11 protein-coding genes are annotated in these 12,621 nt (G+C 46.0%); 8 read left to right on the plus strand and 3 right to left on the minus strand.

Annotation, left to right across the window (positions count from 1 at the left end):
* Positions 1–69 precede the first annotated feature (69 nt).
* Complete coding sequence (locus ACK8OT_RS06300) at positions 70–1,185, plus strand: GGDEF domain-containing protein (RefSeq protein WP_410195649.1); 1,116 nt, start codon at positions 70–72, stop codon at positions 1,183–1,185.
* A 165-nt stretch (positions 1,186–1,350) separates the two neighbouring features.
* Positions 1,351–1,884 carry a chloramphenicol phosphotransferase CPT family protein gene (locus ACK8OT_RS06305; protein ID WP_410195650.1) on the plus strand — a complete coding sequence of 178 codons (534 nt, stop codon included), beginning with the start codon at positions 1,351–1,353 and terminating at the stop codon, positions 1,882–1,884.
* On the opposite strand, the gene ACK8OT_RS06310 is transcribed toward ACK8OT_RS06305, so the two are convergent.
* A complete protein-coding gene (locus ACK8OT_RS06310) occupies positions 1,841–2,725 on the minus strand; it encodes an AraC family transcriptional regulator (RefSeq protein WP_410195651.1) in 885 nt (294 codons plus the stop codon). The two genes, ACK8OT_RS06305 and ACK8OT_RS06310, sit on opposite strands and share 44 nt — an antisense overlap.
* Before the next feature lie 108 nt (positions 2,726–2,833).
* Between ACK8OT_RS06310 and ACK8OT_RS06315 the strand changes: the two genes are divergently transcribed.
* Positions 2,834–4,243: an MATE family efflux transporter gene (locus tag ACK8OT_RS06315; protein ID WP_410195652.1), complete on the plus strand. Its 1,410-nt coding sequence runs from the start codon at positions 2,834–2,836 to the stop codon at positions 4,241–4,243.
* Between the two features lie 205 nt (positions 4,244–4,448).
* Here the strand turns inward: ACK8OT_RS06315 and ACK8OT_RS06320 are convergent, their stop codons facing one another.
* Together ACK8OT_RS06320 and ACK8OT_RS06325 are read right to left on the minus strand one after the other, a co-directional pair.
* Positions 4,449–6,017: a cryptochrome/photolyase family protein gene (locus ACK8OT_RS06320; protein ID WP_410195653.1), complete on the minus strand. Its 1,569-nt coding sequence runs from the start codon at positions 6,015–6,017 to the stop codon at positions 4,449–4,451.
* 74 nt (positions 6,018–6,091) lie between these two features.
* Positions 6,092–6,838, minus strand: a complete 747-nt coding sequence (locus tag ACK8OT_RS06325; protein WP_410195654.1) for a DUF4397 domain-containing protein — start codon at positions 6,836–6,838, stop codon at positions 6,092–6,094.
* A 248-nt stretch (positions 6,839–7,086) separates the two neighbouring features.
* On the opposite strand from ACK8OT_RS06325, the gene ACK8OT_RS06330 reads away from it, so the two are divergent.
* The 5 genes from ACK8OT_RS06330 (at position 7,087) to ACK8OT_RS06350 (ending at position 12,617) form a co-directional block, all read left to right on the plus strand.
* Positions 7,087–7,662, plus strand: coding sequence for an anthranilate synthase component II (locus ACK8OT_RS06330; protein WP_410195655.1), 576 nt, complete (start codon positions 7,087–7,089; stop codon positions 7,660–7,662).
* A gap of 246 nt (positions 7,663–7,908) precedes the next feature.
* On the plus strand, positions 7,909–9,126 hold the full coding sequence (locus tag ACK8OT_RS06335) for an aspartate aminotransferase family protein (RefSeq protein WP_410195656.1): 1,218 nt from the start codon (positions 7,909–7,911) through the stop codon (positions 9,124–9,126).
* Positions 9,127–9,221: 95 nt separating this feature from the next.
* Positions 9,222–10,238, plus strand: coding sequence for an arginine N-succinyltransferase (gene astA, locus ACK8OT_RS06340; protein ID WP_410195657.1), 1,017 nt, complete (start codon positions 9,222–9,224; stop codon positions 10,236–10,238).
* A 57-nt stretch (positions 10,239–10,295) separates the two neighbouring features.
* Entirely contained in the window at positions 10,296–11,756 is a 1,461-nt protein-coding gene (gene astD / locus ACK8OT_RS06345; protein WP_410195658.1) for a succinylglutamate-semialdehyde dehydrogenase, read from the plus strand.
* Between the two features lie 51 nt (positions 11,757–11,807).
* Positions 11,808–12,617, plus strand: a complete 810-nt coding sequence (locus ACK8OT_RS06350) for a DUF1338 domain-containing protein (RefSeq protein WP_410195659.1) — start codon at positions 11,808–11,810, stop codon at positions 12,615–12,617.
* The last annotated feature ends 4 nt before the right edge of the window (positions 12,618–12,621 follow it).

Below are 12,621 nucleotides of genomic sequence, written 5' to 3' on the forward strand. Positions count from 1 at the left end.
ACAAAATTGGTGCTTATTATGTGAGCTAAATGTTATCATTTTGTTACTTTGAATTGCGCGGCATAAATCATGTTGAAATGGATTGAACAAGAATTAATTAGAGTGGATTTGCTAGTCCCATCCACACTTAACGAAGCGCCGATGCAGTTCGAGATTAATGCTAAAGTCTGTTTCTTCTTGGCAAGCATAGTTCTTATTGTGACTATTTTTCGCCCCTTGCTTGCCGAATTGCCGGTATTTTTTCTTATCGCTGGCTACATTAATAGCGCTCTATTATTTACCTTATGGCGCTTAATCAAGCGTCCTACTTGGCAGCCCTATGGCGCGGTTTGCATTTTAGGGCTTTGTTTACTCATGTTGCTGCCATTATTACTTTTATCGGGTGGTGCTAACAGTCACTATAGCCCCATCGCTCCGTTATTCCCGCTGTTTGCCATATTAATGGGCAGTGTTAGCCTCGCTGTGGTGTTTACTTTCTTGTGGAGTGCTATTTGGGTTGCTTTCTATTTTTTCGGTGTTAGTGACTTAGATTTAACCGTGAGCTATTGGCATGAAGGCAAAACCGCTTCAAGAACACTTTGGTTGATTCTTTGTAGCTTTATGATCTTGTTAGTTTCTGTCTCTTTTGAGAATCGTCAGCGCCGCCTGCAACAGTCATTATTTGAGTTAAGTTTAACCGACCCGTTAACACAAGTGGGCAATCGGCGTGCAATGGAGCAAACATTAGCACAAGAGATGCACTTAACTCAGCGCACCCATGAACCCTTTACCGTGATGATGATAGATGTAGATCATTTTAAAAAATTTAATGATTTACGTGGTCACGATGGTGGCGATAAAGCCTTACAGCGGGTTGCGCAATGTTTAACTCAATTAGCGCGTGAAGGTCAAGACAGTGTCGCGCGTTTTGGCGGCGAAGAATTTATTGTGATATTACGTCATACCTCTGCAACCGAAGCCATGGCGGTCGCAGAGAAATACCGCCAAGGGGTAAAAGCCTTGCAGCTGACCTACCAAGATGATTCAGCAGAAGTATTAACCATTACCATTGGCTTAGCCGATTCTAGTGATATTAATGATTCCGAATCATTACTGAAACAAGCCGATAGCGCATTATATGTGGGGAAACGCGCGGGGCGAGATTGCGTTATTAACGCGGCTAGCCTTGTTAACCATTCGGCTTAAGGGCTGCATTAACTTGCGCATAGGGAGCGTTGACAGTATTGGTCAATGCTTTCACTCCCCCCCCTAGCACTGACTTGACTTGCAATAACCTTTTCTTTAACCATCTGAATATAATATCTTATTTGGTAACTAGGCCGAGTGAATTTCAATCATTGGAGGGAAAGTATGCTGCCACAAGTCATTATATTAAATGGAACGGGAAGCTCAGGGAAAACCAGCGTGGCTAAACTATTGCAAGAGCAGTTAGCGCAGCAATACTTGAACTTTAGCATTGATAGCGTGCTTTATGCGTTACCACCAAGTGATTTGGCCTGCATGATGAAAGGCGAGCCCATCACCCGAGGCGGTTATGATTATGCAAAGCTGGTGGATGGTTATCATCGCTGCTTACCTAGTTTACTCGATGCAGGTTGCAAGCTGATTATCGACAATGCTTGGATTGATAGCGCAGAAGTGGACAGCTTGATGACCTTACTCAGCCCGTATCAAGTTTGTGTTATCGGTGTCTATTGTGATTTAGCCGAGGCTCAGCGTCGGGAGTTAGCACGAGGCGATCGTGCTATCGGTTTGGCTGAATATGAGTACCCGCTAGTGCATAAGGTATTTAATTATGACTTCACCTTAGATACCTCGAGCATATCGCCCGAACAGGGGACTAATCTGATTGTGCAGTGGCTAGCACAGTCTTATCAAAACTAGCGTGCTGCTTTCTAAATTCGCTGGGGCTGACGCCATGCAGCTTGCGAAACCGGGTGGAGAAATTGGTGAGTTCACTGTATCCCACCAACTCGGCGATATCTTGAATAGGCCAATCGGTACCGCTTAATAGCCGCTTGGCTTGGGTCATTCTTAAATGGATCACTTGTTGCAGCGGGCTGCGTTGATAGTATTGCTTACATAAGCGATGAAAATGGGGCGCAGAAAAATGAGCCAGTTTGGCCATCTCTTCAACGCTCCAGTCGCAGTCCAAATTTTGTTCTACTTTGTCAAACACTTGGCGTAAACGCACGGCTTGGCGGTCATGGGCTGATTGCTCCGCTAAGCTCGCCAATAGTACTTGGATCATCTGTGCAATAAGCAAAGGTTGGAGCTTTGAGTGGGACAGATCAGGCAAGCTTTGTGCTAATACTAATCCATCAATACTGTTTTTTAACAGCTCACCATAAGGCATATACAACAGTTGTACTTGCTTTTTAATGCCTTGCACTAAGGGGGCGCTGGGCTGCATCATCATCCAAGCTAGCTGCCACTCTTTGTCGGCCAGTTCAATACGATTAGCTAAATGGCATGGAATGATCAGCAAGCTACCGGGCTCAAGGTCATAGTCTTGTGCTTTAGTGTGCAGTCGCCCTTTGCCACGGAAGGTGAAGAGCAAGGTCACAAAATCAGGGTTTGGACGAGAAATTGAAAACTCTTCTACTGCAAGACAACTTCCGCACTGAATGATTTGTTGAGCGCTTAATGCTGCAAGTTCTTCTTCGCCAAGAACTTTCTGCTGGCATTTTGGCGAAATTGTAAAATCACAGGGCGAGTTTGGCATTTTATCTAATGATAGTTTTTAATAACTTGGTGCGAGTATAGCATAATCGCTTTTTTTGGCTAAAGAGTATCCTATTGCTTATTGTATCAATGATCACTTGGAGTCATTATGAAAGCCCTTTTTCAATCAGCAGATAGCCACTTTTGGCGTCAAGTTCGTAGCATAGCTATTCCTGTTGCGATCCAATCTTTGCTGTTTTCTATGTTGGCTCTGATTGATGCGTTGATGGTGGCAAGCCTTGGTGACCATGCGGTTGCGGCTGTTGGTCTTGGCGGCCGAGTGCTGTTTTTTAATCTACTGGCTATTATCGGTAGCAGTGCTGGGGTAGCTATTTTGGCGGCGCAATATTTCGGCGCAAATAATATTGCAGGTGTTAAGCGCACTTTAGCTCAGTCATTTATGATGTCTATGTTGATCACTGTGCCTTTCGCTTTGCTTTACCTAGTTGCGCCTAACTGGGTGATAGGATTGGCAGGGGGAGAAGGTGAATTTAACCAGTTAGCGACCCAGTATTTATTGCTAACCGGGTGGACTGTCATTTTCACCGCTATTGCCGTGCCGATTGAGTCCATGCTGCGCGCTGTGGGTGAAGCAAAAATGCCGACTTATATCAGTGTTTTTGCCGTTGTACTTAATGCTGCCTTAAACGCGTTGTTAATTTTTGGCCTATGGGGCTTTCCCGAATGGGGCGTGATGGGGGCTGCTATAGGTACGGCTATATCGCGTTTTGTGCAAACCCTGATGCTGGTGGTTTACATGTACAAATGGCGCGGCCAATACGCACCATGCTGGCAAGATTATAAAGATGGCTTAGTGAAAAAAGCGCGTCAGCGTTATCTCAGCATAGCGTTCCCTGCAATGTTGCAAAATGGGGGCTGGGCTCTAGGTACGGTCACTTACAGTTTTTTACTCGGCCACATTAGCATTAGCGCCCTTGCTGTAATGAGTATTCTTGGCCCCATTGAATCGCTTGTTTTATCTGGCTTTTTTGGTCTAGGCGTGGCAACGGCGACTCTAGTCGGGCAAGAGCTCGGTGCCGAGCAATACGAACGGGCGTGGAATAAAGCTTGGCTGTTAATTATTACCGGTGTGGGCATGGCCGTGTGTATTGGTCCGCTGACTTATTTTGGGTTGGATTGGATCAAGCATGGCTTAGTCCTGCTTAATACACCTGAGTTAGATATGGCGCTGCAAGTGCTGCTGATTTTGGCTTTTGCCATTCCGCTACGTGTATTCAACATGATGGGGATCTCGGGCGCGTTGCGCAGTGGTGGTGACATGAAATACGCTGCCTTTATCGACATCTTTGGCTTATGGGGGATTGGCATTCCGATCGCCTTGTTTACCATCTTTGTTCTAGGTTGGCCCTTACCTTGGGTGATCATGGCAATCTTAACCGAAGAGGTCGTTAAGATAGTCTTGGTATTAAGACGGATCCACGGCAAGCGTTGGTTAGCTAATTTAGTCAATGAACCAGAGACCGCACCAACTGACACAGTGCCAGCAGTTGCCGCATAATCGGCTAACTTAGGATATAAGAAGCAGAGCTTGCTCGGGGAGCAATCATCGCCTGTTCCCTGAGCAAGCTCAGGTCTTACAAAAACCACCAACGATCAACCAGTACAGCATACAAGAAGCCCCAGTTATGGGGCGATTGGGTTTGTTGAGTCTAACAATTTATCGCCGTATGACTGCGGCTCCCACAGATCCAGCTCTCACAAGGCTATAACGACTCAATATTGGCTAAATAATCCTGCGCCTGAGCTAAGATACTTTGCTGTTGCTCGGGCGTTTGGTTATCCCAATTGCGATACACCATGCCAATGCGTGAGTTGTTGGCTAAGCGCTCGCGGTGTTTAATCATAAATTGCCAATATAAGCTGTTAAAGGGGCAGGCGCCTTCGCCATCACGTTGCTTGACTTGATAGTGGCAATCTTTGCAGTAATCACTCATTTTATTGATGTAATTGCCACTGGCGGCGTAGGGCTTGGTTGCAATAATGCCGCCGTCGGCAAACTGGCTCATACCGCGGGTGTTGGGCATTTCCACCCATTCAATGGCGTCGATATAAATGCCTAGATACCACTCATCCATGGCGTCGGGGTGAATGCCAGTGAGCAGGGCGAAATTACCGGTGATCATTAAACGCTGAATATGATGAGCGTAGCTGGTTTCAAGGGATTGTTTGATGGCATGGCCCATGCAGTTCATCTTGGTGTTACCGTGCCAATAAAATGCTGGCAGGGCTCGCTGGGCATCGAGGCTATTTAGCTCGCTATAATGGGGCATATTGGCCCAATACACGCCGCGTACGTATTCGCGCCAGCCTAAAATTTGCCTTACAAAACCTTCCACTTGCGCCAAGCTGATTTGTTCGGGGCGCAGCTTAAACGCGTTAATAGCAGCTTGGAGCACTTGCATCGGATGTAAGAGCTTGGCATTTAAAGCAAAGGATAAGCGCGAATGATACAAGCTCCATTGGTGCGGACTATGGGCGGTCATCGCATCTTGAAATTGGCCAAAATTGGGTAAGCAGTGTTGGCAGAAATAATCCAATAACGCGAGTGCTTGCTGGCGGTTAACTGGCCAAGGTAAAGGATCGTTAGCTACCCCTAGGGTTGTTACATTATGGCGTTGAAGACGGGCGAGAATGCCACCAATTTGATTTTCAAATAGCAGTGGCGCGGGAATGTTAGCGAGATCGGCGCTCTTAAACTTATTGCGGTTTTGCGCGTCATAATTCCACTTTCCACCCATAGGCTTGCCACCAAGAGGCTTGACATCATCTTCCATCAGCAGGTTAAAGCGTTTGCGCAGCTTGCGATAAAAGCCCTCCATCAATACGTGTTTGTTTGGAGCGAAATAATCTCCTAGCTCGGTAAAAGGCACTAAAAAATGTTCGCTGTCCCACTCACTGATATTCACCTTGTCTATTTGTAAATTAACCAGTTGCTCGCGCAATCGATATTCATCGGGGCGTTGAAACTGTAACTGGCTAATGCCATGTTGTTGGCATAGCTGCATGAGTAAATCAGGTAAGTCTTGATAGGTTTGGCTGTCATCTAAGGTTAAATGCAATACCTGATGACCCGCTTGCTTTAATGCGTTAGCAAAGCCTTGCATCGCAGCGAAAAACGCGCACACCTTTTGTACGTGATGCACCACATAATCGGTTTCTTGTTTTAGCTCGGCAATCAAGTAAAGCACCCCGCTATCTTTGGTTTGGTACCAAGAATGATGAGCGTTGAGCTGATCGCCTAAAATCAGGCGCAGGGTATGGTATTGAGACATGAAGTGCTTGCTGCGTTAAGAACTCGATTAGAGTTTAAACGCAGCAAGGGCTGATAGGGATCAATGAGATGAGATTAATCCGTTGGCTCTTTATAACGCAATAGGCTGACTTGGCTTTGCGAGCTTGATTTAGGTGTAACAAACACTTGGTAGCTGCTCTCGTTGTCTAGATAGAGGTTAGTATCAAGTAGCTGATTTTCTGTTACATCCGGATTAAGGTTTGCCTTCACAACGCGTAATCGGTAACCGCCGCTGGTGCTAACATTGATATAGCTAGTGGTTGATACCTGCCCGTATGACAAATCACTGGCGCGCCTATAATCATCGACGTAGATATCAATGTCTTGCCAATATTGCGGGTAAGTATGAATAAAGCGTAATCGAATTAAATCGGTGCCTACATCCGTGGTGAAAATTTGGCTACGACGCATGGATGGTCGAGTGAGTCCGGTTTGTTCAACATCACCGTATTGATAGAGTAAGTACTCCATACCTTGCTCAAGCGTAACTCGGTGAGTCTCGACTATGTCTTCTCGAGTGTTGGAATCAATGGCTTTGATTAAGTAGTCGCGCTGCTCGTCACTGCCTAAATCAAATTTAATCCGAGCTGAGTAATCGCCATAATTTAGGTTAGTCGCCAGATCTTCCGTCCATGTTCCTTTGGAGTCGGTATTTTGCACATCGATTTGCGGTGCAATTAAGTTCACTGTACGCAAATAGCTTAAATTCTTCCAATTATCTTCATCGCCAATAATAAATTGGCAGCCGCTAAGGGCAAGGCAAGAAAGTCCGATGGCGAAGTGAGTGATGGCTTTTTTCATGATGTTACCCATTACTGTCCTGTATTGAGTTAGGAATAGACTAATAGCACTCTATCATAGCTTATTTACCTGAATCTAAACTGAATAAGCTGATCACTAGGATTAATATCTTTGCCTCTGCTTAGGCTAGCACAGTGAGATTATTCATATGGCTATTGTTGTTAGTCGATTCTGGGTATGATAACGACCATTTAGTCGGATAATCGCATGCCAGCTGTGGCTGCGACTTTAATTAAAATAGGTAATTCATGCTGTTAATGATCGATAATTATGATTCTTTTACTTATAACCTCTACCAATATTTTGGTGAGCTAGGGGTTGAAGTCATAGTGAAACGTAACGATCAAATCTCCTTGTCTGAGATCAGCGATATGGCGCCAGATCACCTTGTCATTTCCCCCGGTCCTTGTACACCGAATGAAGCGGGCATTTCGTTGGCTGCCATTGAGCGTTTTGCGGGAGAAATTCCTATTTTGGGGGTGTGCTTAGGCCATCAAAGTATCGGCCAAGTATTTGGTGCCAAAGTGGTACGTGCTAATCAAGTGATGCATGGCAAAACCTGCCCAATTTCTCATGATGGACAAGGGGTTTTTAGCGGTCTTGAAAACCCTTTAACGGTTACCCGTTATCACAGCTTAGTACTGGAGCCGGCAAGTTTACCTGACTGTTTTCAAGTCAGCGCTTATACCGAACACTTGGGACCAAAAGAGATCATGGGTATACGTCATAAGCAATTAGCGGTTGAAGGCGTGCAATTTCATCCAGAAAGTATCCTATCTCAACAAGGCCTGCAGTTATTAAATAACTTCATTCAAGGCTGTTGATGTCTATTGTGAATTTTTATTCATCCTTAATTGGATTTGACTGTTGTTTTCAAGTGTTTTTGTGTTTATTTTATTCATAATTTGTGATTAAGTATGTTTTTCTTGTTGGTTTCATTTAGGCCCTCAAGATGGATTTTTTTGCGTAAATATTGTTGATTTTTAACTTTGCCCACATAATTAACAAATCATTAACATGTTTTGGTTGTTTATGCTGATTTTTGGGCGCTTAGGAAGAGGGATGTAGTGATGTCAGAACATGAAGCGGTTTCAAGAGCCTTATTTGATGAAGTAATGGTGCCTAACTATGCACCATCTGCAGTGATCCCGGTTCGTGGTAAAGGCTCTCGAGTTTGGGATCAACAAGGCAATGATTATATCGACTTTGCGGGTGGCATTGCGGTGAACTGTTTGGGTCATGCACACCCTGCCTTGGTCAATGCGCTAAAAGAGCAAGGTGAGAAAATCTGGCATGTTAGTAATATTTGGACCAACGAGCCAGCACTGCGTCTAGCAAAAAAATTAGTTGATGCCACCTTTGCCGAGAAAGTCTTTTTTGCTAACTCAGGAGCCGAGGCTAATGAAGCGGCACTTAAATTAGCGCGTCGTTACAGCATCGAGCATTTTGGTGAAGATAAAGTTGAAATCATTGCGTTTAACCAAGGCTTTCACGGTCGTACTTTCTTCACGGTAACGGCGGGCGGCCAAGCGATTTACTCTGATGGCTTTGGTCCTAAGCCGGGCGCCATTACCCATGTTGACTACAATGATTTGGCGGCATTAGAAGCGGCAATCAGCGATAAAACCTGTGCCGTGTTAGTTGAGCCAATGCAAGGTGAGGGCGGTGTTATCAATGCGGATGTTGAGTTTATCAAAGGCGTGCGTGCGCTATGTGATAAACACAATGCCTTGCTGATTTTTGATGAAGTGCAAACCGGTGTAGGCAGAACTGGTGAGTTGTATGCTTATATGGGAACCGAGGTTGTGCCAGATATTTTGACCAGTGCCAAGGCCTTAGGTGGCGGTTTCCCTATTGCGGCTATGCTCACCACCACTAAGATTGCCGAAAGCCTAAAAGTGGGTACTCATGGCAGCACTTATGGCGGTAACGCACTAGCGTGTGCGGTGGCCGAAGCGGCATTTGACTTGGTCAACACCCCAGCCATGCTCGCTGGCGTCAAACAAAAAGAGCAAGTGTTTAAAGGCCATTTGGCCAAACTTAATGAGCAATTTAACTTATTTGCTGATATTCGTGGTAAGGGCTTGTTAATTGGCGCCGAACTAACGACTGAGTATCATGGCAAAGCCCGTGATATTTTAGTGGCGGCTGCGAGTGCTGGCTTAATGGTATTGGTTGCTGGCCCTAATGTGCTGCGTTTTGCGCCAGCATTAAACATCAGTGATGAAGAGATTGAGTTGGGATTTGCTCGTCTACAAACCGCGATAGCAGAGGTTGTAGGCAAATAATCTGCAGTGCGCCGCCTAAATCCGCGGCGCCTATTTTACGCATGCTGCAGTGCATGCTGATTTTTATCAGCAGTGTCTAAGATGGAGTACAGTGTATGCTCGTGATCCGTCCTATAAAATCTGAAGATCTTGCCGCGCTACTTGTGATGGCGCAAGAATCAGGCGTTGGCTTTACCTCCCTTCCCGTTAATGAAGCCCTGCTACAACGCAAAATTACCCATTCTATGGCCTCGTTTGAGCAGGAAGTTAAACAAGCCGGTGATCAAGGCTATCTGATGGTCGCTGAGGATAGCGTTTCTGGGGAAATTGTCGGTACCACAGCGATTGAAGCTGCGGTGGGAATGAATGCCCCATTTTACAATTACCATGTTGGAAAAGTCGTGCACTCGTCACCGACCTTAGGGGTTTATAATCTCGTCGAGATTTTAACCTTAAGTAATGATTACACTGGTGTTTCAGAGCTTTGTACGCTGTTTTTACGTGAGCCTTATCGTAGCGGTCATGCGGGGCGATTACTGTCTCGTTGTCGTTTTTTATTGATGGCAGAGCACCGAGCTCGTTTTGCTCGTACTGTGATTGCGGAAATGCGCGGTGTCAGTGATCAAGAGGGGCGTTCGCCGTTTTGGGCGTGGCTAGAGCAACATTTCTTTTCGGTCGATTTTCCTACCGTCGATCATTTAACTGGATTAGGTAACAAGCAATTTATTGCGGAATTGATGCCCAAATACCCTATCTATATCAGTTTACTTAGCCCACAAGCACAAAAAGTGATCGGCCAAGTCCATGAAAAAACCTTACCAGCACTTAAGTTACTTGAAAGTGAAGGGTTCCATAGGAATGGTTATATCGACATTTTTGATGCTGGCCCCACCGTTGAATGCCCCATTGAGCATATTCGCTCGGTGCGAGAATGTTTGCGTTTGCAGGTGGAAATTGGCGCGCCAATAGACCAAGCTGAATATATCGTCAGTAATATCTCTTGTCGAAACTTTCGTGCAACGGTGGCTTCAATTAGTGTGTCATTGAAACACCATAAAGCGGTGCTAAACAATGAGGTCGCCGAAGCTTTGCAAGTCGTGGCTGGCGATACGGTGCGGGTTTTATCCTTGTAGCACCGCTTTAATTGCGCAATCAATGTTCTGAATTCTCGCTAGTGAGTTCAAGGAGGCATGATGCATTTAATTAACGGAATATGGCTTGAAGGGCGTGGCGAGCCTATTGTCTCAGTTAATCCTGCCAATAACGATATTTGTTGGCAAGATCTCTCTGCCGATGCCGATCAGGTGGATCAAGCCGTGCAGGCTGCTCGTAAAGCCTTTTTAACCTGGTCACAAACTTCCCTCGCAGAGCGCGAAGCGTTACTCACCCAATTTGCCAATAAATTAACCAAAGCCAAGGGCATGCTGGCCAATGTTATTGCTAAGGAAACCGGTAAGCCCTTATGGGAAAGCGAAACCGAAGTATCAGCCATGATAGGCAAAATAGCTATTTCGATCACGGCACACAAGGCGCGAACTGGCGAGGTTGAAAATCCGCTGCCCGATGGGCGAGCTTTTGTCCGTCACAAGCCCCATGGTGTGGTGGCTGTATTTGGCCCTTATAACTTTCCCGGCCACTTACCCAATGGTCATATAGTGCCAGCCCTGTTGGCAGGCAATACCGTGGTATTTAAACCATCAGAGTTAACCCCGCAAACGGCAGAAATTACCTTAGGTTTATGGCTGCAAGCTGGCCTTCCTGAAGGGGTGATTAACTTAGTACAAGGTGATGCGGCGACAGGCCAAGCCTTGGCCAGCCATCAAGATATAGATGGTTTGTTTTTTACCGGTAGCAGTCGAACTGGGCATCTCATTCACCAACAGTTTGCCCATCAGCCGGAAAAAATATTGGCCTTAGAAATGGGCGGAAATAACCCCTTGGTCGTGGCCGGAGTCGCAAATATACAAGCGGCGGTTTACCACATCATTCAAAGTGCTTATCTCACCGCAGGCCAGCGTTGTACTTGTGCTAGGCGCTTGCTGCTCCCCAATAATGAACAAGGCGATCATATCCTTGCGGCATTAATTAAAGCGGTTAAAACCATTAAGGTTGGCAATTTTGATGCGCAGCCACAGCCATTTATGGGCGCGGTGATTTCCGCTGATGCGGCGCAGCAATTATTTGACGCACAACAACATTTGTTATCGCTGGGTGGACAGGCTTTAGTCCCCATGACTTTACTACGAAAAGGCACTGGGCTACTTAGCCCTGGTTTAATTGAAGTCTCCGCCATTAAGGCGCTTCCTGATGAAGAGTACTTTGGCCCCTTGCTACAAGTCATTCGTTATCAAACCTTTGAGCAAGCTATTGCGATAGCCAACAGTACGCGCTTTGGCTTATCTGCCGGTTTGTTAGCAGATGATAGCAACCTATATCAAACTTTTTTTCAGCATATTCGTGCTGGCATTGTTAACTGGAACAAGCCCTTAACCGGAGCAAGTAGCACCGCCCCCTTTGGTGGTATCGGCGCCAGCGGGAATCATCGACCCAGTGCATATTATGCTGCTGATTATTGCTCTTATCCTGTGGCATCGGTTGAAGCTGAGCAACTCAGTCTTCCCAACTCCTTGGTGCCCGGACTCAGCGTTTGAGCAACGCCGCCTTGTACTGAGGCGGCTTTTTTCTGTGGTTTAGGAGGTTTTATGGAACGCCCTCTGCAATATTTATTCGATCAGCTTTGGCAGCAATTTATTGCGGTTACCCCCAGCGCCGAAAAAATTCATCAATTACTTGGGCGCGGTCACCCGCTACAAAATGACCATATTGCATTGCGTACGTTTGATTTACCTCAGGTGAATTTAAATGTGCTGGCTAAACCTTGGTTGGCTTTGGGTTATGAAGCCAAAGAGTGTTACCAATTTAGCCAGAAGAAGCTTAATGCTCAGCATTTTTCCCACCCCGATCCTGCGGTGCCGTTGGTGTTTATTAGTGAGCTAAAGGTGGCTGAGTTTTCGCCAACGGTGCAAGCCATTATTCGCGATCTGGTTTCTCAGCTGGATCCTGCCATCTTAGGAACCGCCGAAATGCTCTATAGCGGTGCGTTGTGGCGCACCCAATATCATTGTTATCAGGCGCTCTTAGCTGAAAGTGAATATGCAGCTTGGCTGGCGGCTTGGGGTTATCGCGCCAATCATTTTACGGTGAACGTTAATGCCTTAACAGGGTTTTCGGATCTCGCTCAGGTTAACCAAGCATTGCATCAAGCGGGTTTTGCACTGAATGCGACTGGAGGAGAAATCAAAGGGGGGGCAGAGGTTTATTTAGCACAATCTGCCACTTTAGCGGATAGTGCCAAGGTGAGCTTTCTGGATGAAACACATGTGATACCCAGTTGTTTTTATGAATTTGCCCAGCGCTATCCTTTGCCCAATGGCGAGCTATATCGCGGCTTTGTTGAAGGCAATGCTGATAAGATTTTTCACAGTACAGACAATCAAAATGCCCCCTCTTAGGGGG

The organism is Motilimonas thetidivivens (assembly GCF_046452435.1).
Classification (GTDB): Bacteria; Pseudomonadota; Gammaproteobacteria; order Enterobacterales; family CBDFNC01; genus Motilimonas.